Genomic DNA, 24,776 nt, shown 5'->3' with positions numbered 1-24,776 from the left:
GGCGATTGCGGCGATCCCTATCGCGACCTGTCCGTCGTTTATCAATCGCCAGGCGAGATCAGCCCCCGCCGCCGCCTTGCGTACCGAGCGTCAGCTTGTTGTTCACCGACTTGACGCCGGCAACGTTCTTTGCCACTTCTTCCGCTTGCGGGATCTGCGCACCATCGGGCACCGAGCCAGTCAAGGTTACCGCGCCGCCACGCGCCCGAACAAACACGTTCGACACATCAAAACCCTGCGCTTTCGACAAAGCCTTGCGCACGCTCAGCCCTAACTTGCGGTCCGCGCTCTTCACCGCCTTCGGATTCGGACTCGCACTTGCAGCCGGCGCCGCCATCGCGTCGCTGGACTGGGCATAGGCACTGGACGCAGTCGCTACACACAACGCGATGCCAAGCGCCTTCAATAGATTCACTGTTTTCACGTTTTCTCCATCCTCGAAAAGTTGAGTTCGCATCGTTGCATGCAAAAAACCACGCGCCTGTGAGCATTTTGCTGCTCGCATGGAGTTCCCTGTCTTGTAGAAGAGTGACGTTATGAAGCTCCCAGCGCGATTAAACAATACTCCAGCAAACGCACTAGTGTTGAAAAAACTGACCTGAGCGCGGTGTTGCCGGGCGCCGGTGGCGGGATTTGCCTATTATGGCAAGTTCGATCATCGAGGGGGCAGGGTGCATAGTTGCCTGCGGGGTGCTTGTTCGTCTGTGTTTTTATGGTGTTGGTCTTTTCTTGAACTGGCGTTTTGGTATTTCTTTGATCTGGCCTTTTGGCCCTTCCTTGAATTGTTAGTGGTCTATTAGCGTTGCCCCTGTGCGGGGCGGCACTTACTTTCTTTGCCGCCGTGTATGGACTGGAGACATGGGTAACAGGCGTACCGGGACATGGGTAACACTCCGGAAAGTGCATTTCTTCCGGAGCTGGCCATGTCGTGGAACCCGAGAGACACCGTGAATCTACGTCTGGAATTTGTTCAGCTGGCCCTGCTTGAAGGGGGCAACCATCGAGAGTTGTGCCGGCGTTTCGGGATCAGCCCGAAGACCGGCTACAAGTGGCTCAAGCGTTACCGCGAGGCTGGCGTGGCCGGCCTCGAAGACCGCTCGCGCCGCCCGCTGCGGAGCGTGTCAATGAGTTTGCGACACCCAGGTGTTGACATTCAGTGAGCAAGCATCAGGTTTTATATGGGTCAGGGGCTCCTTTCTTTTGGGCGGGTTGATCCAAGCGGCGACGGGCAATTCGGGTGGTCGCGGTGCAGCACGCCCGAACCGCTCGGGATGTGCCAGAAAGGCGGCGTCAAGGGTGGCTGAGCGTGTTCTGGTGAGTGCTTGAGCGCCGCCGTAATGAACGGTCTGCGGGGTCATGAGGGCGATACCTGAATGACGATGTTCGGTGTTGTACCAGGCAAAGAATGTCTGGCAGTGAGCCCGGGCATCCTCGATGCAGCCGAAACGATCCGGAAAGTCAGGACGATATTTGAGCGTCTTGAAGTGCGATTCGGAGAAGAGATTATCATTGGAAACATAAGGACGACTATGGGTCTTGACAACTTCCAGATCGACCAGCAAGGCAGCGACGGTCTTCGATCGCATGCTGGTTCCGCGATCGGCATGCAGTGTGAGACAACCCGGTTCGATGTTTTGTCCGTTGACGGTATCAGCGATCAGCATTTCGGCCAGTTCAGCAGTTTCCCGCGGAGCGATCATCCAGCCGACCACGTAGCGGCTGAAGATATCGAGGATCACGTACAGATGGAAGTACGTCCACTTGCCCGGACCGCGTAACTTCGTGATATCCCAGGACCACACCTCATTGGGCTGTACCGCTAGCAGCTCCGGCCGGGTGTAGGACGGATGGGTCAATTGCCGACGCCGCTCACGGACCTGATCGGCGTCGGCGAGCAACCGGTACATGGTGCGTACCGAGGCAAGGTTGACGCCCTGGTCAAGCAGGGTGGCGTAGGTTTGCCGCGGTGAGCAATTGGCGAAACGCTCGCTGTTGAGCACATCGAGCACGCCCCCGCGCTCGATCTCGCTCAGTGCCAGAGGTGGCCGGGGGCGATCCCTGGGCGGCACCGGCCGCGCCACCAGATGACGTGCCGCGGTGCGCTGCCGGTACACGAGCGAGCGATCGACGTTCATGACCCGGCAGGCCCGCGCCACGCCGACATCGGGCGCCAGAAGGTTCACCCCGTCCATGCGGAGTTGCCATCCGTGTCCTCTTCGGTCTGCAGGGCCATCAGGGAGGAAATTTTTTTTGGACGTCGATGATCAACCGCGCCTGCATCAGCTGTCGCCGCAGGCGATCGTTCTCGCGTGTGAGCGCAGCCGTTCGATGGGCCTGGGCGATCGCCGGGTCGGCTTTGCTTCCCCGCCTGCGCGGATCGAGTCCGGCCTTGCCCTCAGCGGCACGACGCTTGCGCCACGCCGCCAGGTTGGACAAATAGATGCCTTCGCGCCGTAGCAGTGCGCCGATCTGACCCGGCTCGCTACACCGGTCAGCCTCGGCCAGGATGCGTCGTTTCTCGCTGGCAGAGAACTGCCGGCGTCGGGCGATCGCCACCACCTCAGGCTGCGCTGGAGCCGCGCGGGAAGCCGCGTCTGCGCTCGCCCTACGGGCTCCCTCCAACGCGGCTTCCCGCTCAGCGGGCTGGGGTACAGGTTTAGCTACAGATTTCATCAGATTGGCCATGAGTTGCATCCTTCCTTTGTACTCTAATCGGTCGAAGGCTGGTGTCGCAAATCACGATGGCAGACTAAGGGCGCACCGTAAGCTTCGGGAAGGCGCGAAGCGACGGCGGGTAGAAGATGGTACCCAGGGCGGGATAAGAACCCGCACGCCTTTCGGCGCTACCCCCTCAAGATAGTGCGTCTACCAACTTCGCACCTGGGCCAAAGGGCGCGCCATTCCAACGGTTGAATGATATTTTGTGAACGGCGCTTCCGATGCTGACGCGGCGCGAACGGCCGTTGTTCCCTGGAAAGCGCCGTTGAGATGTTGCTGATAGGACTTACGCAAAAAGCATTGGGACCGATGGATTTTTGAGTTCGCGGCGGAGGAAATCATCGAGCATTTCGTGTTTGACCTGATAGAGCGTACGCCTGGTCTGTCGCGCCATGTCGGCCAGACGGACCCACACGAGCACGGCGCTGGCGATATGGTTTCGCTGGATACGCGCCTTGCGGCACTGGCAACGCTGAAGGCCCGTGAGCTGCTTGAGCTCGCGGTGAAACTGCTCGATCTTCCAGCGCAGGCCACACGCATCTTGTGCCGCCGGCGAAGAGTCCTGAGTGAGGTCGTTGGTCACGACCCAGTCCGTGCGGTGTGTGGACACCGCGACCCGGAACAGCTTCACCTTGTGATGTTTCGGAAAGCCCCTGATTTTGATCGTCTTGCCGTGCGCAAGAGTTTCAGCGTCCCATTGGAGCGAATCAACATGCCGGTAGGGCGATTTGCCTTCGGAGTCGTCGACCAGCCGGTTGCTGCGCAGCGGGCAGTAGTAGGTCTTCCTCAGCGATTCGATGAACAGCATCAGATCCTTCGTGGCGTACCACGTATCCATCAGGACGCGGCGAAACGGCAGGCCCTTGTGATGAACCGCATTGGTCAGCATGTCGCGCACGTGATCGAGCTTGGACTTGCCGTCGCCGGCCGGATCGTAGATGCGGTAATCGATGATCCAGTATTCGCCGCTCTGCGAGTTCACGTAGACGCAGTTCACTACACCAATGCCCTTGATGAGGCCGTGAGCGTTACCGCTGTATTGGCGCCGCACGAGCTCGATCTTGTGCGAAAAATCTTTGTCGGTGACCGAGTCATCGAACACGATGCAGCCATCGTCATGCGAAACGATCTGCGCGCGCACGTTGTCCCACACGAGGCGCGGGGTCATGTGCTCGCGGCGCAAAAACCGGTTGATGGCATCGTGGCTCATACCGTCGACGTGGTCCGCAAAGTTGGTCAGCGTGCAGTTGGTCGGGCTCGTCAGCAGGTACTGGCAGTAGCCCAGGCGGCTCAGATGTTTCGTCATGTCCTCGACATTACGAAACTCCGCGTCGCTCCGGGTATACGTCATTTCGTAACAATTCGTTTCCGCGTTCAGGCGCGGCTTTTTGCGTAAGTCCTAGCTGAGTCAATGGACTGCTATACCGGGTCGATCACGGTCGGCCCCGATGTCGGTGACTGTGATAGAGCGCGGGGGAATGGTCGTCAAAGCGCAGATGCAGTAAGCCAATGGCGGGGCTGCCGATGACACGCAACACGGGCATGATGCCTCGCTCCTGGATCTTGTCAATTGTGAAACAGCCCCCGCTTCGGCGCGCTCTTCTGCGGCACTCATTCGTCATCTGTTTTCCCGCGAAGGCGCGTCATTGCGGCCTGAGGCGCAGATCGTTGCTCACGGATTGCACCCCCGGCACGCCGCGCGTCACGGCAAGCGCCTTCTGAATCTGTACCTCTGAATCCACGTATCCTGACAACTGCACGACGCCTCGATACGTCGCGACGCTCATCGGCAACGATCTCAGCCCTGAGTCCGCGAGGAGCGCATGCTTCACCCGGGCGGCGAGCGCAGCGTCGTCAGTGGCGATCTCCCCTGGCGCGGCCACGGCCGGCGTCGTCGACTTGCAGCCGTTGATGAACATGAACGCGGGCAACGCGAACGCCGCGACGATCAGCAACCGGCTTTTGATGTATCGCCCGTTTCGCATGTCGGTTATGACATCCAGATTCGTGCACAACGAGCGTCGTTCGGGTTGGCTTCGCAGGTAGACATGTGCGCCCTCCTTGAGTCCACCATGATAGTGCAGTGTGGCGAACTTTGACCGCGCCGACTCGGCTAGGTCTGTTCATGCTTCGAGCCGAGTTTTTTGCGCAGTTCGGCCATCTTCGGTCGTTCGATCGAGCTCTCAGACGGACATTCGAGCGTCGGTTCCGCCCAGACAACGGACCTTCCACGACGGTCACGCTCGTCAAGTGATCGGCCATTAAGGCTGTTGGCAATGTTCACGAAGCGGTCGTCCAAGTATTGAAAATACCCCTAATCTGGTCTGTGAAATCCTGAACCGGATACGTTCGCTGACGTTCAACATGATCGGGAGACTTCGCCAGACGCCGGGGTTTCCCGATTAGAAGAATTTCATTCATCGACGTCAATCGCCTCCCGCGTCGCCATGCGAGATGAAATCGGAGTTTAGCGAGACTTACTTTTCACCGGTTGAGCACTGGCGCGCTTCCTTGTTGCAGCCTTTTTCGGCGTTGCAGGCGAGCTCGCCACGTTTGCTTTACCGGCAGCGACGTCGCTAGATGTTGATTTACGTGGCCCAGCAGATGACTTGACTGGCAACTTCTTTGGTACCGATTTATTGTCCGCCACAGTCTTCGCGGTTGCAGCTGGCTTCCGGGTTGTCGAGACAGCAGACTTGGCCGCCTTCTTTGCTGTCACCTTGCCTTCCGATGGCTTGGTACGTCCGGCAGCAGTCTTCACCGGTGTGTAAGCTTCGGCCATCTCGATGCCAAACACATCGGCCACCAACGCGTCGTCGAGCACCTTGCCGGTAGCCGGGCGTTTTCTCGATTTGGGCAGGCCGGCACCGACCTGACTGACGAGATCATTGGCATCGACCCGCCGCAAGGCGAAGAGGAATTCTGGCTGCTGGTCGAGCCGCGCGCCGACGCCGTAGAGCACGGCAGCAACGTGCTTGCACATCGAAGCCCAGTCCGGGCAGCTGCAATTGAACTTGATTTCCTTCGGCGCCGGGAAAAGACCGGTGCCAGGTTTGCAGATGCGCTCCATCACGGCTGTTGAGAGCTTGCCCTGCAAGAGTTCCACGATCGAATCGATCGACCCCGCGCAATCGGCTCCGATCGCGCGCCATTGCTTTTCAGGACACGTCGTCACGGTCACAGCAACCGTGTAGAGGCTCGAACCCATTACCTGCGCGCGGACTTCGCCGGCCGCAATCTGAAGGTCGATCACGGAACCGTTGCGCACATAGGTACGGCCTCGCGGCAGGCGGTTGGCATAGTCGCTGTAGCCTTCCAGATTGTCGCACCATGCCTTGCCCCAGAACGTCTTGGCGACGGCACCGCGATACGACGCGATTGGCGACAGGACCGCACCGGCCTTATTAGCCTTCGCGGCGGCCAGTTCAGCCTTTTTTCTGCGCTCGGCGACCGAGACATAGGGCTTCCATCCCCCGTAACTCATTGCGCTTCCTCTTGACGATCAATTTTCTTGCGCGGCATAAACGTCGAGCTTCACGAGATCGAGCAATTCACGATCGCTCAACTCGGTGAGCAGGAGTTCCGCCCCGCCCTCCAGCACGTCCTTCACCAATTGCTGCTTCGCTTCGATCAACTGGTCAATACGCTCCTCGATCGTGCCACGGCAGATGAACTTATGCACCAGAACGTTCCTCTGCTGGCCGATACGAAACGCACGATCAGTCGCCTGATTTTCCACGGCCGGGTTCCACCACCGGTCATAGTGGATCACATGCGAAGCGGCGGTGAGATTCAGACCCGCCCCGCCGGCCTTGAGCGACAGCACGAAGAAGGGCGTCAGCTCATCTTCCTGAAATTGCTTGACCAATGCGCGGCGCTTAGCTACCGGGGTGCCACCATGGAGCACCAGACCTTCGCGCCCAAAGATTGAACCCAGAAATGCCGCGAGCGGCTCAGTGGTCTCGCGGAACTGGGTGAATACCAGCACCTTTTCCTGCTTGGCGGCAATGACTTCAGCCAGTTGGCGCAGGCGGGCGAACTTGCCGCTGTCGTCCGCCTTCCACGCCGCGTCGCCCAACCATTGCGACGGATGGTTGCATATCTGTTTGAAGCGCATCAGGAAACTCAACACTACACCCTTGCGACCGATGCCTTCGGCGTCTTCAAGCGCGGCGGCCAGATCCTTCACCGCACGCTGATAAAGTGCTGCCTGGCTCGGGCTCAGGTGGCACCAAGCCTTGAGTTCGGTCTTGTCCGGAAGGTCGTCGATTACCCGCCTGTCGGTCTTCAGGCGGCGCAGGATGTAGGGCCGCACGAGCGTTCGCAGCGGACCGAAGTGGTCGGCCTTCGCCAGTCGCCGGGTAAAGTTGGCAAAGACTTTGTCTGAGCCCAGCAAACCGGGGTGGGTGAAGTCGAAAATGGACCACAGGTCAGACAGGCGGTTTTCGACGGGGGTGCCGGTCAGCGCAATGCGCGATTGTGCCTGGAGCTGCTTGACCTGTCGCGTTTGCTTGGCGCTCGGATTCTTGATCGCCTGCGCTTCGTCGACGACGGCAACGCGCCATTGGATGGTCCCCAATACCGGCTGGCGAAGAAGCGAGCCAAAGCTGGTGATGACGAGATCGATGTCCGCAAGCCACGTGGCGTCCAGCGCACGCAAATCAGCCGCCGGCATGACCGACGGATGGGCGATCAGCAGGCGCAAACCGGGGGCAAAGCGCTCGGCCTCAGCCGCCCAGTTGGACAGCAGCGATGCGGGGGCGACCAGCAGACTGGGGCGCGCCTCGGCGCTTTCGCGCTTCAAAACGAGCAGCAGCGAGAGTACCTGCATGGTCTTGCCCAGGCCCATATCGTCCGCCAGGCACGCGCCCAGCCCGAGCCGCGTGAGAAGGTACAACCATCGCACGCCGGCCTGTTGGTAGGGCCGCAGGCTGGCCTTGAGTTCCGGTCCCGGGCTGATCTGCGCCAGCCCCTCCGGCTGACGCAACTCATGCAAGATGTCGGCCAGCCAAGGCCCTGCAACAAGCTGCGACCAGTCGCGGTCAGCGGGGTCGCCGCTATCGACGAGCGAGACACCCGCCAGAAGGCGTAGGGCCTCATTAAATGGCAGACCGGCTTCCGCCGCCTTTTCCATGGCCTCGAATTGCTTCAGGAGGCGACTGAGCTTTTTGTTGTCGACCTCGACCCAGCGACCACGGATGAGTTGCAAGCCGTCGGCGCCTTTGAGCAGATCCCTGACCTCGGAGGCGCTAAGACGCTCGCCGTCGAGGGAGACCTCCATGCTGAAATCGAGCAACGCGTCCTTGCCCAGGAGCGAAGGCGGTCGTGCTCCGACGCTGGCTCTCACAACGGGCCGAGCAGGACGGCCCGACTGCCAGACGCTCGGCGTGCGAACGACAATGCCTGCGGTTTCGAGTTTGGGCAGGTCAGAGAGAAAGCGGTGCGCATCAAGCGGCGTCCAGCGCAGCGGATGGTATATCTCGCCTGTATCCACCATTTCGCGAAGCCAATCGCAGTGTTCGGCGGCGCGTTGCACCGGCAGCAGCAGCGATAAGAGTTGCGCCTTGCTCTTAGCTCCCGAATATTCCGCCAGGGCTTGCGACAGTGGCTGATGTTGCGCTTTGCCATGAGCCGACAGGCGCGAGGTGTAAGTCGCAAGGAAGGCGAACGGTGACTCCGGGTCCTTGCGGTTTTCAGCGAGGTTGAAATGCACGCGGCCGACGAGATTCCAGGCCGGGTGGCGCAACTTGAGGAAATCCTGAAGCGAGACTTTTGCGGTCGCCAGTTCCTGAAGCAAGGCGGTATTGATTTCGCCCCATAGCGTGGCCAACACATCTGGCGTCAGATATTCCCCGCCCGTCATCGGCGGCGCATCGGCAATCAGGGCATCAAAATCCTTGGCAGCAGGCGTTGCGACCGCGATCTCGTTGCCTTCGGGCGTAGCGCACAAGGCGGTGACATAGCGCGCGGCAAAATCACGCCACCAGGCCCATGCGGGGGGCAAAATGCGACCGATTTCCCCCGTGCCCAGATGCAGCAGGCCATGCCCCGCGCCAGGCGCAAAAGCACTGACTAGCCGCAGTCGCATTTCATCCGCCAATAGTGGCGCGGCGTCCACCGGTACCGCAAGCAGGTGTCCGCCGGGCGTCAGGTGTGGCGCGAGAATGTCGGGAGCAGTCAAAAGCGCCCGTCCCAATCGCACTGTTGCCGCAAGCGCTGAAGCCGCGTATTTTCAAGGAGAGCGGCTGCGGAATCAACCAGCAGGCCCCCCGGGCTAGCGCAGACTGGGCGAATCTCCGTTTGAGTCTGGTTCGACCGAATTATCGGGTGGACCAACCGTCCGGGGTATGCCCGTCCGCTGCGTTGCACATGTTTTGTGAACTGTCTTTTCATCTGCTGTACCTGATCGCCACGTAGTAACTCGCGGAAGTTCGCCCCCGGCTCTACCGCCGGCTGGCCAACCTTCAAGGCCGCCCCCGCAAATCTTCGAATTCTGCCAAAAGAAACTACCCACCATGAAAGGGTACCAAAGCCTGAGGCATACGAGATGGGATGCCGATGACGGCTCTCGCCCGCGCGGCGAAAATCAGTCGGCCGGGTTGTTACAAACGACTATATGGCAGCGTGTCTCGTTGGACCGACCTACGGACGTTCAACTCTGCTCCTTTGAACGTCCCATCATGGCGGACTACCGCCGATCACCGACCGGTGTGAGTCACTCCATCGCGGTCGCTCGCGCCTATACTTCAAGCGCCCCTTGCTCTGCCCACGCAGCCATAACTTCCCGAACCCGCTTGTCGGGCGGAGGGTGAAGGCGTAAAGACGTGGGACGCCTTGTGTACTTGGGTGACGCCGCTTACGTCACCCGGCAAGGCATGCGAGGGAGGGGGCATGACATTCAAGGCTCAGTGGTACCGGGACAAGTTTGCGAAAAAACGTGACAAAGGCTTCTGTGGCTATCCGGTGGCAACGGTCGCCTTCTACGGGCCAGACGACACGAGAGCGACGAAGGTCTCTGTTGGCGTCGTCGCGCACGAAGGTGCTGACGCCGACCCTATTGAGCGGTGGTTCTGCAAAACAACCGATGCGAGAATCGACCCAGAAATCGCCGAAGCAATCGTTCGATTCATCGATCAGCATGGTGCCAAATCGGTGGTGGCCGTCGATCGCATCATCGGCTGCCCGCATGAGGAAGGCATTGACTACCCGGAAGGCGAAAAATGCGCGCAGTGTTCGTTCTGGGCCAACCGTGATCGATGGAGCGGCGAGATCATCCGGTGAGACGTCAAGAGGCAAGCGCTTCCATCCTCGCGCTGAGGCGTTCCCTACTCTGATGAGCATCGCCGTTAATGCACGGGGCAGAACCATGGGCTTTTCTTGCCGAACGTTTCTGATCGCTCGTGACGATACCCTCTGGCGGCTGTCAACCACCAAGTTCGACCGGATGCTGCGAGATCCGGCAAGCCACTGTCTGTCCGTTTTTGCGGGGCAACGAGCGCGAATGGCCAGCGTCGTGGTCGAGCTTGTGGCCAGAAACCCGGTGCGCGTCGTTCTGAACACGTTTTCCATTCTCACTTTCGATGCCGAAGGCCGCATTGACCTGGGCAGATTCGAAACGCAGCAATTTTCCCTCGTGGAGTCGGCCGTCGCACCTGTCTTTGCTGTGTTCAATGTTGACGGCCACCAGACGGTCGTCGACGCAACCTCCCGATTCATTGCACAGGGAGGCCAATGGGTTCCGTCACGCGCTTTGGCGCGCCTCATAGATCAGACTGCGTTGGGCCAACGACAGTGCCGACACCTGTAGGCGGTCGCTCAAAGGCCGCTCTACGGTATCCAGTTTTCCATTCTCGAGTGTCGGAGATGGGTCGAAAGTGGGGAGGTCATATGGTCGTTGCGTAAGCCGCCACTCGCGAGCGATAGAATTCGCGGTTATCCGAACGGCGGCCGATGACTTGACGGGTGGCAAGCGTGCACGAATGACCGCTGGACCTCGGAAGCCGCCATTCACGTCGCGCTGGCTCCAACGACCGGAGTGGGTCGATCAGAGCCGGTCGTCGACGGACCGGGTTCAGTCACTTAGGGCATTCGCCTGCCGCCTCAATCGTCCATCAACGTGCCGCTCACACGTCGACTAATGAATTGCCGGCGGCCCGATCAGGAGATGCTGGTTCAGACGTAACCGAGTCAATCCTTCAGATCTCCCGTAATGACTCACCTTTCGGAGCGGTAATCGGGAAAGACGGATGCAACTAACCGTCTTGCGCGATCTGCCATCCGGCGACCCCAAACCCCGGTCGATAAAGAAGCGATGGTCTGCTCATGCAACCAGACACCCATACCAGCACCCGTGCTGGAATCCGACATTGACGGTTGTTCGTTCTGGTAAACCTGGACTGATCGACGCGGACAAGTCGGATGGTAACGGAGGGCGCGGCGCATCACGGCTAATAGGAGCAAAAAATCAGGTGAGCAATCCCGATATAATTTGCAAGTTCTCAAACCGCTCCCTGCAACTTCGAATCCGTGTCGACCAGGCGAAATAGGTCCCGCAGTACCCGCGACCATAAACCGCTGACCAGGGCGCTTCTGTTGCCGATGGATCGGGCGTCGGCAAATGCACAGTCTCTCGCCAGTCATCTTGCGCTGGTCGCATGCCGGAGTGGTCACGGAAACGGACACCATGTCAATGCACTCATGCGAGTGGTGTATCTGGGCTGGTTTCTGCAGCGAGCCGGATACGGCAACTGTCCGGCCGGGCTATTCAAGGTTGTCGAGTATGCCGTTGAAGCGACCCTGGCCCATGCTCACGAATGTGGCGAGTGGCGGCTACCGGAAGAGGCGATCGCAACTTCGAGGTGCTTCTTGCCCTCTACGATTCGCAACTCGCCAGTGCGCCACGGCACGAAGTACTCGCGGCGGAGCAGAAGCTCAGGGCGTTTCTCGCTGGGACGTCCAGTTCCCCAATACCCGTAACTGCCTGACTCTGGCGTGGACAGTGCGCGGCCGTCCGGCGTTATGCGGCGGTCGGTCTGTGGCTCAACGCAGTCGCCGGGCCTGGTCGTTCCTGTCCGGGTTCATGCGTCGCCCTTCGCAATGCCGGGTTCCGGGGTAGGCCGCGCTTCCCAGTTCATGCGGTGGCGTTTCACCGTTTCGCGATGGCGTTTGTTCTCTTCCTCGTGCAGGTAAAGGCTGGTGGTGTTCAGCGACACGTGACCGAGATTGTCGCGCACCGTGCGCAGGTCGACACCCCCGTCCGCCTGGTGCGAGCCCGATGTATGTCGCAGCCAGTGCGCCGATGCACGGTCCAGCTCGTCGGCGCGATCCGTGAACTCAGGTCCGCGGGCGCGCAGCCACGCGGCGGCGTTGCCGAATACGCTTTTGATCGCGTCATGCATGGCTGAGCGCGACATGCAGCGGCGCTTTCCCCTGAACGGGATGACCAGCGGCGTGTCGTCGGTGCGGCCCGGAAGCGGCGGCAGGCCGTTCACCTTCCGGTAGCGGGCCAGCTCGGCGACCAGTTCGGGCGACGCGGGGACGATCCGCTCCTTCTCGCCCTTGCCGACAATGTGAAGCCACCACTGCTCGCGTCCGTCGGCGCCGAGCCGCCGCGAGAAGTCGCCCATCTTTCCGGCGGCGACCTCGGAAACGCGCATGCCCTGCAGGTAGAAGAGGGTAGTGAGCCACCGGCAGCGGGCGGAGTACGCCTGCTGCACCGCGGTGTCCTGCGGCAACTGTGCGACGAAGCCCTTGACGTCATCCCACAGCGAGACCGACAGGTAGCGCGTAACCCGCGGCGCCGCGTGTTTTCCACGCTGCCGCAGCAACGCCATCGGGTTGCCGCGCAGGTAACCGGCGTCCACCAGCCAGGTGAACATGCCGTTCAGGATGACCAGCGCCTGGCGCTGGCTGGCCAGTGACAGCGGGCCGTTGAACGGCCGCCAGCGGGCGTCGCCGCGTGGGTGCTTGCCGCCGGTGGCGGACACCCAACGATGCTCCGGCTGGGGATCGACGAGAAACGACCTGAACAGCAGCAGATCCTCGTGCGTGAGCGACGACAGCGGCTTGCCGAGTTGCACGACGGCCCACAGCAGCAGCCGTTCGGCTTCCTTGCGGTAACTGTCGAAAGTCGTCTTCGTGTCCGCGTAGTTGGCAAGCCACGCGCGCACCGCATCGAGGTCATTGCGGGCCGCCAGCTGGGAATTGCGGGCGTCGCCGCGGTTGATGCCGTCGCGCCCGTCCAGACGTTCCGGAATGACAAGCGACTCGACGGGCTGCACGGACGCAATCCGGGTATCTGACACGGTTCGGGCGGCTCCTATGGGCGTGACGCGGTGACGGCCGGCACTTGCGACCAAATACACGACATTATAGGCCTAATGTCGTGTAACGCGTAAATGTGGTTAGAAATGGGGCGGTTTACGTAGTATTATTTTATAAATTTTCGGGAAGCTCCGCCCATGTCCGACGTCCTGCCCAACGAAACCCGCCTTGCCGCCGATATCGAGCGCCTGAAGGTCGCGCATCCGAAAACCCGCGAGCTGTATCGCGAGGTATGCGCGCTGCTGTTCTTCCGTCACGGCATCACGCCGACTGCGAACCGGCTGTATCAGCTGGTCCGGCGCGGCAGCATGGGCACGCCGACCGCCGTGCTCGGCGAGTTCTGGGCGGACCTGCGCGAGAAGAGCCGCGTGCGCATCGAGCATCCCGATCTGCCCGCCGATCTCGGTGCGGCCGCCGGCGAACTGGTATCTACCCTCTGGACGCGCGCCACCGCGTCAGCCGGGGCCGCGCTCGACGCGCTGCGTGACGAAGTCGAGGCGCAGCGGGCCGAGGCGCAACAGTCGGTCGTCGCCACCCGGGACGAACTGGATCGCGTCGAGACCGCGCTCGAGCAGCGCACCGCGGCGCTGCTTGCCGCGCAGGTCGAGGTGCGGGATCTGGACAGGGCACAGGCCGAAGGCCGCGCGCAGCGACAGGCGCTGGAGGCAGAACTGGCGCGGGTCCAGGCCGCGCTGGCCGCGCGCGAGCGCGAACTGGTGGAGGCAAGGGAAGGGTTTTCGCGCGATCTGGAAAAGCAGCGCGAAGCGGCTGAACGCGCGGAAGATCGGCTCCGTGCGTCCGAAAAGCGCGCCCTGCTCGAGATCGACCGCGAGCGCAGTACCGCAACAAAGCTGCAGAAGGAGCTGGACGAAGCCACGCGTCGCGCGGACCGGAAAGACGCCGACCATCGCCGTGCATCCGAAGCTATGCAGGCGCAGCTGGGCGATGCACGTCATCAGGCGGGCGTGCTGCAGGGGCGGCTGGATGCTGTTCAGGCGGAGAACCTGCGGCTGCAGGCGGAGGTGATGGCGCTGCGGGAGGCGGAAGCGCGTGCGCGGGAAACCCGGCCATCGGCCGCCCCGGCCGGAGTCCGGAAGGCACCACGGCCAACCCGGTCATCTCGCGCCGTGCCGACCGCCAAACCCGCAACGCGTCGCAAGAAAACGGTATCAACACCGGGTAATAACACAGAGTAATCCGCCGCCAGGGAAATGGACCGCATGGCCGATATCTACCTGCTCGCCGGACTGACGCTTCCACAGGGCGTCGCGCATGAGTCCCTGCCCGGGACCGTGACGCGCTTCATGTCGGATTGCTGGCACGGCATGAGTCGCACGCAGATGATCGCCCGCGCGAAACGACGGGGGCTGCGCCTGTCGTTTCGCGCAACGGCACCGTGCCCGTCCGGCGAAACCGGCGTGTTCGAATTGCGCTTCAACGATGGGGCAGTGGAATGCCTGATGCTGGCACGGCTACAGCGGGTCGGAGGCAGGCGCGGTAAACGCCGGCAGACCAGCCGGACTGACGTCTCCCGACCCCGGCCACGCGATCCCAGGCAGACCAGGTTGTTCTGACGGGACGGTACCCATTGCCGCGCAACGCGCTGCTCGCTATGCTCGCAGCCTTCAACGGATCAGGAGTTTCGACGTGCGGCGCGTGACGGTCAGGCAATCATCGGTTCACGGGCGGGGCGTGTTCGCGCTACAGGCGATTCCCGCCGGTCGGCGGATCTTCGAATATCGCGGCGAAGTGACGTCGTGGCGGCGGGCCTCTGCGCGGCACCGGCGATCCGGCATGCCCGGCCACACGTTCATTTTCGGCCTGGCTGACGGGCGCGTGATCGACGGCAGCGTCGGGGGCAACAGCGCCCGCTGGCTGAACCACTCCTGCCAGCCGAACTGCGAGGCGATCGAGGACGAGCGGGGGCGGGTTTTCATCGAGACGCTCACGGACGTGATGCCGGGCGATGAGCTGTTTATCGCCTATGGGCTCACCGTCGATGAGGCGATTGCTCCCGAGCTTCTCGCCGACTATTCCTGTCGCTGTGGGACGAAGCGGTGTACTGGTTCGATGCTTGCCTCGGCAAACTAGATAACAAGCGCGTCGTGACAGACGCCATCCGATACTCTGTCGAAACGGATTGGCGCCGGGAGATCCATGAGATGACTCGTCGCGCGCACCTGGCCGCAGTTCACAATGCCGGTTCCAATTTCACTTCCGTACTGCCGCATTTTTCCTTCAATGCCCGCCCTTGGGCCACGATGCGGTGCTTTCGCGCGTCGCCCCAAGCCGCATGCGGCGGCAACCGCATCCTTTGAGCTGGTCGAGCAGTTACGCCACGTCGGCGTCAATCTCAACCAGGTGGCGCGGCTGTCGCATATCGATGCCGTTCACCACGCCGAGTTGGCCGCCCCACTTATTGAACTGCGCGGCCTTCTCGCGCTGTGCGGCATTGCGCTCGGTTTCAACGTTACGGTCATCGTTCTTCTTTCAAGTCTGGCAATTGCTGGTAGCCTGGTACGGGAGCCCCGTCCGCGAATTAGCGTTGCGAACCGCGATTCACCGTGGTAGAAGCACCGCACGAACGCGCCCGTTTGCGGCGCGAAGAACACGACAGGAGTATGCGGTGAAACGAACCGCCGAAAATCAGCGGAAGGTGGTCGCGGTACGCGTCAACCCACAGATCGAGCAAAGGTTGCGGCTATTGGCAGAATTAACGGGACGTAGGCAATCGTTTTTCCTGCAGCAGATGATCGAGGGCGGCATTGGCGCAATGGAGGATGTCTGGCTGCCACCGGATGTTCTCTCGCGGGTCCGGAGCGGCACGATGCCGTCGCGGCAACAGGCGAGCGACGCGATTTCAGACCTCTTTGGCAGCTCATTGCCAAACGAGGCGAACTGATAAAGGGTAGCGTTTTGCGCAGAAAATGGCGGGGCCGAAAGATTCGCCACGTCGAGTGCGGACTGCATGCGAGCCTGCGAAACCCCGCTTTTCTCGAGCGCGCAATGCAGTCCGTTGAGAGTTCGCGGCTACTGATGTTGTCCGCGCAAATGGGATGGGACGACGAGCGCCCGTTCGGGGAGGGCGCCCTGGAGAAGGTGCTGGATCTGCTGGTGTCGAGTTTCCATTACGTATTCCTCGAAATCGGCGAGCGCGCCGATCCGCTGACCCAATAGGTAGCGATTAGTTGCTGGCGATTTCGTGGCTGGACAGCAATTCGATTGCCCTGTCGGTCATCCGCGCCTTCAGTTACCTGCCTTTGCCGATCGCATCGCCCAACAGGGTCAGGTCGCGTCCCCGCGTTTCCGTCGACAGCAGGGTGCCGATGAATGTCAGCACCGCGAGCGTCGCCATGTACACGCCCATCACCCAGAACTGTCCGCCGGACAAGCCGACAAGATAAAGTCCCAGCAACGGCGCGAGGCCGCCGGCAAGCAGTGCGCCGATTTCGCGCGACAGCGCCACGCCCGAATAGCGATAGCGGTTGCCGAAGAGTTCGGCGAAGTGCGCGCATTGCGATCCGAGCATGGCGTTCGCACCAAACGCAAAGCCGCCGACAAGCGCAACCGTCACCCACAGCGGATTGCCGGTGCCGATCATCCACCACGCCGGCACGGCCCAGATGACGGAAAAGAGTGCGCCGACCCGATAGACCAGCAGGCGTCCGATGCGGTCGGTCAACGCGCCGAAAAGCGGCGTGGTGAAGATGCTCAGCAGGCTGGCGAGCAGCACCGCGCGCGTGCCGATCGCACTGAGTTCGCCGCGCGGAAGATGGTGCTGGGCCGCGACGAATCCGGACAGATAGGCAATCGCCACCGCGGTGTAAATCGTCGATCCGCCCGTTTCGCCGAGGCGCATCAGCGCCGTTGCGATCAACGGACGGCGCCCCGACTTGAACATCAGCCGCATCGGCGCCTGGATCACTTCGCGACTGGCTGCGAGCTCCTCGAATACGGGGCTTTCCTTGAGTCTCAGACGAATCCAGATAGCCATGCCGATCAGCACGATGCTGCCCAGAAACGGCAAACGCCAGCCCCAGTCCAGCATCTCGGTTTCAGTGAGCGTCGACTGCAGGATGTTGAATGTAAACGTGGCCAGCGTAAGACCGCTGAAAATACCGATGAACGGCAGCGCGGCAAAGAAGCCGCGGTGCTTCACAGGGGCCAATTCCGCCATCAGCGTTGCAGCGCCGGTTTGCTCCGCGCCTGCGCCGAAGCCTTGCAACAGCCGTAATACCACCAGCAGCACCGCGCCGATTGCGCCGGTCGGCAATGCCCCGATCAGCGTCGTCGCCACTCCCATCAGCGCGACGGTGGCAAGCAGCACGAATTTGCGTCCCTTACGGTCGCCGAGCGAGCCGAAGAAAAGGCCGCCGAGCGGCCGGGCGAGAAAGCCCGCACCGAATGTCGCGAAGCTGGCGAGCAGGCCTGCCGTGGTGCCGAGGCTCGGAAAGAAGACACGGTTGAACACCATTGCGGAAGCCAGCCCGTAGATCGCAAAGTCGTAGTATTCGAGCGCACTGCCGATCGCCCCGGTCACGATCGCACGACGCAACTGCTCGCCTGAAGCTGCCTTACGCTCTGTGTGGGTGGTGGTCAGGGATGGTAGTCCGCTGTCGAAAACCCGTTCTGAATTCATTTCGTCTCCTGCGCGTCAGACACATTGGAAAAAGGTCGGCGCTTGTTCGTACGCCTTATCTGGCTTTGTTGTTTGCGTATCGCTGCGTCGCGGAACCGGCTCGGCGCAAGGATGGGACCTCTGCCAGTAGACGTATTAAGGTCAGGCCGCCCGTCGCGCAAGGTGAAATGGTACCGGTAACGTTTTTTAAGTTAGCACGTTACTATTCAGACGGGCAAGGCGGGGGGCGCGGGGGTTTTCCCCTGGCCGCGAAGCGCCAATGTATGTTCCGGTGAGGTGCAAGGACGCGCGCAAGCCGCATGGCGTGGCGGCCTGGCCGGTGCGCCAGGTATCATATGGGTTCCATGACTTCCTGCGCACGCTCGATGACCGACACGACGGCTCCTCTGCACTCCACTCCGCCTCGGATGTCCGACGTGGCTCGCCTCGCGGGCGTTTCGAAGATGACCGTCTCCCGCGTGCTGGCCGGGCGCAACGTGTCGCAGGCCACCCGCGCGCGGGTGCAGAAGGTGATCGACGAACTTGGCTACGTGGCCGATGCAGCGGCTGGCGCGTTGTCGTCCGGGCGCTCGGAATTCGTCGCCGTGCTGGTGCCGTCGCTGTCGAGTTCGAACTTCTCCGACACCGTGAGAGGCCTGAGCACGACGCTGGCGCCGCATGGTCTGCAACTACTGCTCGGCGACACTGACTATCGGCTCGATCAGGAAGAGCGGCTCGTGCGTTCGATGTTGCGTCATCAACCGCGCTGCATGGCGTTGACGGGCGGACAACATACCGAAGCGACGCACACGCTGCTGAAGCGGGCGGGCATTCCCGTCGTCGAGATGTGGGATCTGCCAACGGATCCGATCGATACCGCAGTGGGTTTTTCGAACGTGAAAGCGGCACGTGCGATGGTGCGTCATCTGTACGAACGCGGTTATCGCCGTATTGGTTTTCTCGGCGGGGCGAGCGAACTCGACCGCCGGGGCCTCGACCGGATGCGAGGTTACGTCACCGAAGTGAAGGCGCTGGAACTGGGCGCGCCGCGGGTCATCCGGGTCGGCGAATCGCCAATCACAATGAGCCACGGTGCGCCGGCAATTGCCGCGTTGCTCGATCAATGGCCTGACACCGAAGCAGTGATGTGCGTGAGCGACATGTCCGCGTTCGGCGCGATCATGGAATGCCATCGACTCGGGCTTTCGGTGCCGGGCGACATCGCGGTGGCGGGATTCGGCAACTTCGAAGTATCGGCGTGCTGCCATCCGACCATTACGACGGTCTCCGTGGACGCGTACGGAATCGGCTTGCGCACCGGCGAGGCACTCCTTGCGGCGCTTGGCAGCGGGTCGTCCAAATCGGGCGACACAGTACCGGCGAGGCGGCCCAGATCCATCCGGATCGAGTACACGGTCGTGCCGCGCGAAAGCGCTTGAGGTCCTTCTCCTGCGCATATACACACAGTCCGTGTTGTGAGGCCGCGAACAGGCCGTGTACCGTCATGCCACCGCTCTAAAAACCTCTGTCACTGAGCGTCGGCCATCGCTTCACGGTTGCGCGATTCAGTCCAGGGGTAACCCTTAGTTGCCCGCCTTCTGACTGCGGGGTAACATCCGTCGTGTTACCGGTAACTTAACCGCGAGCGGTCCGACCTTCAACATGACAGAGGGATAAGCGAGATGTCAGAATCCACCCCGCGCAGGCTGAGAAGCCAGAACTGGTTCGACGACCCGTCGCACGCGGACATGACCGCGCTCTATGTCGAGCGCTTTATGAACTATGGCCTGACGCGTGAAGAGTTGCAGTCCGGGCGGCCGATCATCGGCATTGCGCAAACCGGCAGCGATCTCGCACCGTGCAATCGCCACCACATCGAACTGGCGCAGCGAACCAAGGCCGCGATCCGCGACGCAGGCGGCATCCCGATGGAGTTTCCCGTCCATCCGCTCGCCGAACAGAGCCGGCGGCCGACCGCTGCGCTCGACCGCAACCTCGCCTATCTCGGCCTCGTCGAAGTGCTGCACGGCTATCCGCTCGATGGGGTGGTGCTGACCACTGGTTGCGACAAGACCACACCGGCTTGCCTGATGGCTGCCGCAACGGTCGACATGCCGGCCATCGTGCTGTCGGGTGGCCCGATGCTGGACGGCTGGCACCATGGCAAGCGCATCGGTTCGGGAACGGTCATCTGGCATGCACGCAATCTGCTTGCAGCCGGCGAGATCGACTACGAGGGCTTCATGGAGCTGACGACCGCTTCGTCACCGTCCATCGGTCATTGCAACACGATGGGCACCGCTCTGTCGATGAACAGTCTGGCCGAAGCGCTTGGCATGTCGCTGCCCGGCTGCGCGAGTATTCCCGCCGCGTATCGCGAGCGCGGGCAAATGGCCTACGCCACGGGCAAGCGGATCGTTGAGCTCGTGCGCGAGGATGTGCGGCCCTCAGACATCATGACGAAGGCGGCATTCGAAAACGCCATCGTCGTGGCCTCCGCACTTGGCGCCTCGAGCAACTGCCCGCCGCACCTGATTGCAATTGCGCGTCACATGGGCATCGAGCTGAGCCTCAATGACTGGCAGCGCGTGGGCGAGGCGGTGCCTCTGATTGTGAACTGCATGCCGGCGGGCGAGTATCTCGGCGAGAGTTTCCACCGCTCGGGTGGCGTGCCCGCCGTGCTACGCGAGCTCGCCCAGGCTGGCCTCGTACATCGCGACTGTCTGACCGTGTCGGGACGAACCATCGGCGACATCGCAGCGGCTGCGCCTGCGGCCGACCGCGACGTGATCAAGACTGCTGAGGAACCGCTCAAGCACGGCGCAGGCTTCATCGTGCTCTCGGGCAATTTCTTCGACAGCGCCATCATGAAGATGTCGGTAGTAGGGGATGTGTTCAGGCAGACTTATCTGAGCGAACCCGGTGCGGAAAACACGTTCGAAGCCCGCGCAATTGTCTTTGATGGTCCCGAAGACTACCACGCGCGCATCAACGATCCGTCGCTCGAAATCGACCAGCATTGCATTCTCGTGATTCGCGGCGCCGGCACCGTGGGCTATCCGGGTAGCGCCGAGGTGGTGAACATGGCGCCGCCGGCGGCCCTCGTGCGTCGGGGCATCACGTCTTTGCCGACGCTGGGCGATGGCCGGCAAAGCGGCACGTCCGCGAGCCCGTCGATTCTCAATATGTCGCCAGAAGCAGCTGTCGGCGGTGGGCTGTCGCTGTTGCGCACGAACGACCGTATCCGCGTCGACCTGAATTCGCGCCGCGTGACGGTGCTCGTCGATGAAGAAGAACTCGCGCGGCGCCGCGAAATGGCCGGCTTCGAAATTCCACCGGCACAAACGCCGTGGCAGGAGCTATACCGCCAGACGGTCGGCCAGCTCTCGACCGGCGGGTGTCTTGAACCCGCGACCCTTTACCTGAAAGTGATTGAAACGCGAGGCGATCCCCGCCATTCGCACTAGCTCGCGAGAGACAAGTCCATCGGCAAGCCCGATATCACCGCGCCTTGCCAATCCGGATTGCGAGGCGCTTCTCAAGGCGCGTGTCAGGTCGTCCAAGCGGGACGCGCGTGCTTAGCGCGACGCGTTTGCACAACACGGTTACGCCGCTTGAATGCCGCCGGACGGCGCGGCGGAAAGAAGCCTGGTATAAAGCGGTCATCACATCAGGCGAACAAGGTTGCAGCGCGGCGCAGCGTCCGGGCAGCTGGTGGTCCGACTGGACGGGCTGGCTTGCGCAGCAACTGCTTCGACACCTGGATCATCATGACTGGTGGTATCGCACGCGTGGGCGATGGTGACCGCGCGACTCATGTATTCAGAAAGCAGATCACATCGGGGACCAAATGTGGACTGGTACGTGTCACAAGATGATCTGGTGCATCTCGAAGCGATGGTGATCCGGCTTGAGCAGCTATCAGCCCTAGGCGATTCGATTGCCGCCACCTCCCTTGTTGGCCAACCGGAGTACTGGCGCGGACGCATCGGCATGTTGCTGGAGAGCGCCGGGGTCTCAACAGCCGACAGGGAACTGGCGCGGGCATTGCTGCGGAGACTGGCCAGGATCCCGGAAAGGCGGAGGCATCCGGTGACGTGAAATGAGCGGGCACGCATGGGTGCGGACGTGGGGCGCAAGGAACGAGTTTAGGCCTCTCGCCACAAAAAAACACGAATCACCATGGTGGGGTGCCGGACTGGCTGGCATGAACTGCGGATAGTCGAACACACTGAAAACCGACATGGCTATGCATGACCACTTGACGACAAATCGAACACCAGTGACATTTCCGGACAGCCGCCATCAGCTCACCGTTCGTGCGAAGAGCCATGGCCTGAGGGTCGCGGCAGTCTGGCAAGTGCTGATGTCTGTCGCCCGGGATATCGAAAACATAAGGATTGCGATCGATCAAAGTCAGGGATACGAGGAAATCACAATATCGTTCTCCCGCACATCTTTCGAGTCACTGCAAGTGATGGTCGATCGCCTTGAGAAGATGTCATGGGTGGCGGACATTGTGCTGTGTTGAAGATGGATTGGCGGCTGTTGATCAGGCTTGTCACGGATGGCGTGACCTGTTGGGTTCCGTCGCAACAGGAGTTTGGCCGCTTCCTGATCCGCCATATGCCGGGTCCAAAGAGCAATGCAAAAACAGCGCCCGTCGTGGAGGTTCTGCCTCCAAAATGCGACAGCAGATGACTGTCGCAGACCGGTCCAGTAAATTAATAAGGAAGGGAAGGTTTCTACCAGCATGGACGAACAACTGAAGCAAAGCGCTCTCGCGTATCACCAGAATCCGAAACCCGGCAAGATTTCGGTCACGCCGACCAAGCCGCTGTCGAACCAACTGGACCTGTCGCTCGCGTATTCGCCTGGCGTCGCGGCTGCCTGCATGGCGATCTACGACGAGCCACTGGACGCGCAGAAGTACACCTCGCGCGGCAACCTGGTTGGCGTGATCACGAACGGCACGGCCGTGCTGGGCCTCGGCAACATCGGCCCGCTCGCGGCGAAGCCGGTGATGGAAGGCAAGGGTTGCCTGTTCAAGAAGTTCGCCGGCATCGACGTGTTCGACATCGAACTTTCCGAATCCGATCCGGACAAGCTGGTCGAAGCCATCGCGATGCTCGAACCCACGCTGGGCGGTATCAATCTCGAAGACATCAAGGCGCCCGAGTGCTTCTACATCGAGAAGAAGCTGCGCGAGCGGATGAAGATTCCGGTCTTCCACGACGATCAGCACGGCACGGCGATCATCGCGTCGGCGGCGATCCTGAACGGCCTCAAAGTGGTCGGCAAGAAACTCGACGAAGTGAAGCTGGTGTGTTCGGGCGCGGGCGCGGCGGCCATCGCGTGTCTGGATCTGCTGGTGAACCTTGGCTTGTCGAAGAAGAACGTACTGGTCACGGATTCGAAGGGCGTGATCTACGAAGGCCGCGGCAATCTCGATCCGTCGAAAGAACGTTATGCGGCGAACACCGAAGCACGCACGCTGGCCGACGCGATCCGCGGCGCCGACGTGTTCCTCGGCTGCTCGAGCGCCGGCGTGCTGAAGCCGGAAATGGTCGCCGAAATGGGCACGCAGCCGCTGATTCTGGCGCTGGCGAATCCGGAACCGGAAATCCGCCCGGAAGAAGCGAAGAAGGTGCGTCCGGACTGCATCATCGCGACCGGCCGTTCGGACTACCCGAACCAGGTCAACAATGTGCTGTGCTTCCCGTTCATCTTCCGCGGCGCGCTGGATGTCGGTGCAACCACGATCACGGAAGAAATGAAGCTCGCGTGCGTGCGCGCGATTGCGGAACTGGCCGAAGAAACCGACCAGGGCGATGAAGTCGCGAAGGCGTACGAAGGCCACTCCCTCGAATTCGGCCCGGAATACCTGATTCCGAAGCCGTTCGATCCGCGTCTGATCATCAAGATCGCGCCGGCTGTCGCGCAAGCCGCGATGGATTCGGGCGTCGCGACCCGTCCGATCAAGGATATGGACGCGTACCGCGAAGAACTCGGCACGACGGTGTACCGCACCGGCATGGTGATGCGCCCGGTGTTCGCCGCTGCGAAGTCGGAGCCGGCGCGCATCGTGTTCGCCGAAGGTGAGGACGAGCGCGTGCTGCGCGCCGCGCAATTCGTGCTGCTGGAAAAGATCGCCAAGCCGATTCTGGTTGGCCGTCCGTCGGTGATCGAGATGCGTCTGAAAAAGATGGGCTCGAAGTTGAAATGCGGTGAAGACTTCGAAGTCGTCGATCCGGAAGACGATCCGCGCTATCAGCAATGCTGGCAGGCGTACCACGAACTCGGCGCGCGCGAAGGCGTGACGCCGGACGTCGCGAAGGCTGCGATGCGCAAGTTCAACACGCTGATCGGCGCGATCCTCGTGCGCCTCGGCGAAGCGGACGGCATGATCTGCGGGATGATCGGCCAGTACCACACGCATCTGAAGTTCATCGAGCAGGTGCTGGGCAAGGCGGATAACGTGCAGAACTTCGCCGCGATGAATCTGCTGATGCTGCCGGGCCGCAATCTGTTCATTTGCGACACGTACGTGAACGAAACACCGACCGCTGAACAGCTCGCTGACATGACGATGCTCGCTTCGCGTGAAATCGAAAAGTTTGGCATCACGCCGAAGGTTGCGTTGCTGTCGAATTCGAACTTCGGCAGCGCGCCGTCGTCGTCGTCGCAACGCATGGCCGCAGCTCGCAAGCTGATCGCCGAGCGTGCGCCGACGCTCGAGATCGACGGTGAGATGCATGGCGACGCGGCGTTGTCGGAAGCAGTCCGCAAGGCTGCGTTCCCGGGCACGACGCTGACCGGCGAAGCGAATCTGCTGATCATGCCGAACGTCGAAGCGGCGAACATTACGTACAACCTGCTGAAGATGGTCGGCGGCGAAGGCGTGACGGTGGGTCCGTTCCTGCTGGGCGCGGAGAAGCCGGTGCATATCCTGACGCCGGCTGCGACCGTGCGTCGGATCATCAACATGACGGCGATCGCTTCGGCGAATGCGCGGGTGAGCTCCAGCGCGAAGTCGTGATGTAGTGTGACGCCGTCGCGGTGTTTGGTCAGGGATAATCGTCCGAATCGTGCCAAATCTGGCGGTAGTCGCGTGAAG

The 24,776-nt window shown here is 61.6% G+C and carries 21 protein-coding genes, 1 tRNA gene and 1 pseudogene; 14 read left to right on the top strand and 9 right to left on the bottom strand.

Annotated features, from left to right (window positions below):
* Positions 1-58: 58 nt before the first annotated feature.
* The gene (locus tag P0D84_RS30565) at positions 59-424 is read right to left on the bottom strand and encodes a BON domain-containing protein (protein ID WP_408342811.1); all 366 of its coding nucleotides are present in this window, start codon (positions 422-424) and stop codon (positions 59-61) included.
* 499 nt (positions 425-923) lie between these two features.
* Here P0D84_RS30565 and P0D84_RS30560 point away from each other — a divergent pair.
* Positions 924-1,118, top strand: a pseudogene (locus tag P0D84_RS30560) (helix-turn-helix domain-containing protein); the annotation flags it as partial.
* Positions 1,119-1,121: 3 nt separating this feature from the next.
* Here P0D84_RS30560 and P0D84_RS30555 read toward each other — a convergent pair.
* The 6 genes from P0D84_RS30555 to P0D84_RS30530 all read right to left on the bottom strand — a co-directional run bounded on the left by P0D84_RS30555 (position 1,122) and on the right by P0D84_RS30530 (position 8,899).
* Positions 1,122-2,673 (bottom strand): IS3 family transposase gene (locus tag P0D84_RS30555; RefSeq protein WP_408346158.1). Its coding sequence is split into 2 segments (ribosomal slippage): positions 1,122-2,244 and positions 2,243-2,673, totalling 1,554 coding nucleotides; the frame shifts between segments, so codons are not numbered across the junction.
* A gap of 129 nt (positions 2,674-2,802) precedes the next feature.
* Positions 2,803-2,886, bottom strand: a tRNA-Leu gene (locus tag P0D84_RS30550).
* Positions 2,887-3,004: 118 nt separating this feature from the next.
* A complete protein-coding gene (locus P0D84_RS30545) occupies positions 3,005-4,024 on the bottom strand; it encodes an IS701 family transposase (protein ID WP_408346155.1) in 1,020 nt (339 codons plus the stop codon).
* Positions 4,025-4,361: 337 nt separating this feature from the next.
* Complete coding sequence (locus P0D84_RS30540; protein ID WP_408342809.1) at positions 4,362-4,703, bottom strand: BON domain-containing protein; 342 nt, start codon at positions 4,701-4,703, stop codon at positions 4,362-4,364.
* Positions 4,704-5,185: 482 nt separating this feature from the next.
* Positions 5,186-6,202 (bottom strand): SWIM zinc finger family protein, encoded by a 1,017-nt coding sequence (locus P0D84_RS30535; protein ID WP_408342807.1) that lies wholly within the window; start codon positions 6,200-6,202, stop codon positions 5,186-5,188.
* Between the two features lie 18 nt (positions 6,203-6,220).
* Positions 6,221-8,899 (bottom strand): DEAD/DEAH box helicase, encoded by a 2,679-nt coding sequence (locus P0D84_RS30530; protein WP_408342805.1) that lies wholly within the window; start codon positions 8,897-8,899, stop codon positions 6,221-6,223.
* A gap of 710 nt (positions 8,900-9,609) precedes the next feature.
* Here P0D84_RS30530 and P0D84_RS30525 point away from each other — a divergent pair.
* Both P0D84_RS30525 and P0D84_RS30520 read left to right on the top strand, forming a co-directional pair.
* On the top strand, positions 9,610-9,999 hold the full coding sequence (locus P0D84_RS30525) for a hypothetical protein (RefSeq protein ID WP_408342803.1): 390 nt from the start codon (positions 9,610-9,612) through the stop codon (positions 9,997-9,999).
* Positions 10,000-10,051: 52 nt separating this feature from the next.
* Positions 10,052-10,525 (top strand): hypothetical protein, encoded by a 474-nt coding sequence (locus P0D84_RS30520; protein ID WP_408342801.1) that lies wholly within the window; start codon positions 10,052-10,054, stop codon positions 10,523-10,525.
* Positions 10,526-11,795: 1,270 nt separating this feature from the next.
* Here the strand turns inward: P0D84_RS30520 and P0D84_RS30515 are convergent.
* A complete protein-coding gene (locus P0D84_RS30515; protein ID WP_408346152.1) occupies positions 11,796-13,007 on the bottom strand; it encodes a tyrosine-type recombinase/integrase in 1,212 nt (403 codons plus the stop codon).
* Between the two features lie 171 nt (positions 13,008-13,178).
* Here P0D84_RS30515 and P0D84_RS30510 point away from each other — a divergent pair, with 171 nt between their 5' ends.
* From P0D84_RS30510 to P0D84_RS30485, 6 genes are all read left to right on the top strand, one after another.
* Positions 13,179-14,237, top strand: a complete 1,059-nt coding sequence (locus P0D84_RS30510; RefSeq protein WP_408342799.1) for a DNA-binding protein — start codon at positions 13,179-13,181, stop codon at positions 14,235-14,237.
* A 24-nt stretch (positions 14,238-14,261) separates the two neighbouring features.
* Entirely contained in the window at positions 14,262-14,615 is a 354-nt protein-coding gene (locus P0D84_RS30505) for a hypothetical protein (protein ID WP_408342797.1), read from the top strand.
* A gap of 73 nt (positions 14,616-14,688) precedes the next feature.
* The gene (locus P0D84_RS30500; RefSeq protein WP_408342795.1) at positions 14,689-15,132 is read left to right on the top strand and encodes an SET domain-containing protein; all 444 of its coding nucleotides are present in this window, start codon (positions 14,689-14,691) and stop codon (positions 15,130-15,132) included.
* Positions 15,133-15,237: 105 nt separating this feature from the next.
* Positions 15,238-15,612: a plasmid mobilization relaxosome protein MobC gene (gene mobC / locus P0D84_RS30495; protein ID WP_408342793.1), complete on the top strand. Its 375-nt coding sequence runs from the start codon at positions 15,238-15,240 to the stop codon at positions 15,610-15,612.
* 55 nt (positions 15,613-15,667) lie between these two features.
* Positions 15,668-15,943: a YlcI/YnfO family protein gene (locus P0D84_RS30490; protein ID WP_408342791.1), complete on the top strand. Its 276-nt coding sequence runs from the start codon at positions 15,668-15,670 to the stop codon at positions 15,941-15,943.
* A gap of 104 nt (positions 15,944-16,047) precedes the next feature.
* Complete coding sequence (locus tag P0D84_RS30485) at positions 16,048-16,218, top strand: hypothetical protein (protein WP_408342789.1); 171 nt, start codon at positions 16,048-16,050, stop codon at positions 16,216-16,218.
* 73 nt (positions 16,219-16,291) lie between these two features.
* Here the strand turns inward: P0D84_RS30485 and P0D84_RS30480 are convergent, their stop codons facing one another.
* Positions 16,292-17,680: an MFS transporter gene (locus tag P0D84_RS30480; protein WP_408342787.1), complete on the bottom strand. Its 1,389-nt coding sequence runs from the start codon at positions 17,678-17,680 to the stop codon at positions 16,292-16,294.
* 407 nt (positions 17,681-18,087) lie between these two features.
* On the opposite strand from P0D84_RS30480, the gene P0D84_RS30475 reads away from it, so the two are divergent.
* The 5 genes from P0D84_RS30475 to P0D84_RS30455 all read left to right on the top strand — a co-directional run bounded on the left by P0D84_RS30475 (position 18,088) and on the right by P0D84_RS30455 (position 24,698).
* Positions 18,088-19,098: a LacI family DNA-binding transcriptional regulator gene (locus P0D84_RS30475; RefSeq protein WP_408342785.1), complete on the top strand. Its 1,011-nt coding sequence runs from the start codon at positions 18,088-18,090 to the stop codon at positions 19,096-19,098.
* Positions 19,099-19,341: 243 nt separating this feature from the next.
* Positions 19,342-21,126, top strand: a complete 1,785-nt coding sequence (locus tag P0D84_RS30470; protein ID WP_408342783.1) for an IlvD/Edd family dehydratase — start codon at positions 19,342-19,344, stop codon at positions 21,124-21,126.
* A 397-nt stretch (positions 21,127-21,523) separates the two neighbouring features.
* On the top strand, positions 21,524-21,760 hold the full coding sequence (locus P0D84_RS30465; protein WP_408342781.1) for a hypothetical protein: 237 nt from the start codon (positions 21,524-21,526) through the stop codon (positions 21,758-21,760).
* A 142-nt stretch (positions 21,761-21,902) separates the two neighbouring features.
* Complete coding sequence (locus P0D84_RS30460) at positions 21,903-22,190, top strand: hypothetical protein (protein ID WP_408342779.1); 288 nt, start codon at positions 21,903-21,905, stop codon at positions 22,188-22,190.
* Between the two features lie 222 nt (positions 22,191-22,412).
* Positions 22,413-24,698 carry an NADP-dependent malic enzyme gene (locus tag P0D84_RS30455; protein WP_408342777.1) on the top strand — a complete coding sequence of 762 codons (2,286 nt, stop codon included), beginning with the start codon at positions 22,413-22,415 and terminating at the stop codon, positions 24,696-24,698.
* The last annotated feature ends 78 nt before the right edge of the window (positions 24,699-24,776 follow it).

Source organism: Paraburkholderia sp. RL17-337-BIB-A (genome assembly GCF_046025895.1).
Lineage (GTDB): Bacteria > Pseudomonadota > Gammaproteobacteria > Burkholderiales > Burkholderiaceae > Paraburkholderia > Paraburkholderia fungorum_C.
This window is presented reverse-complemented; position numbering and strand designations above follow the sequence as displayed.

Bases quoted from the DNA above. Each gene is read 5' to 3' on its own strand.
- P0D84_RS30480 (WP_408342787.1), bottom strand. From the start codon at position 17,680: ATGAATTCAGAACGGGTTTTCGACAGCGGACTACCATCCCTGACCACC.
- P0D84_RS30510 (WP_408342799.1), top strand. From the start codon at position 13,179: ATGTCCGACGTCCTGCCCAACGAAACCCGCCTTGCCGCCGATATCGAG.
- P0D84_RS30520 (WP_408342801.1), top strand. From the start codon at position 10,052: ATGAGCATCGCCGTTAATGCACGGGGCAGAACCATGGGCTTTTCTTGC.
- P0D84_RS30475 (WP_408342785.1), top strand. From the start codon at position 18,088: ATGTCCGACGTGGCTCGCCTCGCGGGCGTTTCGAAGATGACCGTCTCC.
- P0D84_RS30540 (WP_408342809.1), bottom strand. From the start codon at position 4,703: ATGCGAAACGGGCGATACATCAAAAGCCGGTTGCTGATCGTCGCGGCG.
- P0D84_RS30460 (WP_408342779.1), top strand. From the start codon at position 21,903: ATGGCTATGCATGACCACTTGACGACAAATCGAACACCAGTGACATTT.
- P0D84_RS30535 (WP_408342807.1), bottom strand. From the start codon at position 6,202: ATGAGTTACGGGGGATGGAAGCCCTATGTCTCGGTCGCCGAGCGCAGA.
- P0D84_RS30505 (WP_408342797.1), top strand. From the start codon at position 14,262: ATGGCCGATATCTACCTGCTCGCCGGACTGACGCTTCCACAGGGCGTC.
- P0D84_RS30485 (WP_408342789.1), top strand. From the start codon at position 16,048: ATGCAGTCCGTTGAGAGTTCGCGGCTACTGATGTTGTCCGCGCAAATG.
- P0D84_RS30545 (WP_408346155.1), bottom strand. From the start codon at position 4,024: ATGACGAAACATCTGAGCCGCCTGGGCTACTGCCAGTACCTGCTGACG.
- P0D84_RS30525 (WP_408342803.1), top strand. From the start codon at position 9,610: ATGACATTCAAGGCTCAGTGGTACCGGGACAAGTTTGCGAAAAAACGT.
- P0D84_RS30455 (WP_408342777.1), top strand. From the start codon at position 22,413: ATGGACGAACAACTGAAGCAAAGCGCTCTCGCGTATCACCAGAATCCG.
- mobC (WP_408342793.1), top strand. From the start codon at position 15,238: ATGCCGGTTCCAATTTCACTTCCGTACTGCCGCATTTTTCCTTCAATG.
- P0D84_RS30470 (WP_408342783.1), top strand. From the start codon at position 19,342: ATGTCAGAATCCACCCCGCGCAGGCTGAGAAGCCAGAACTGGTTCGAC.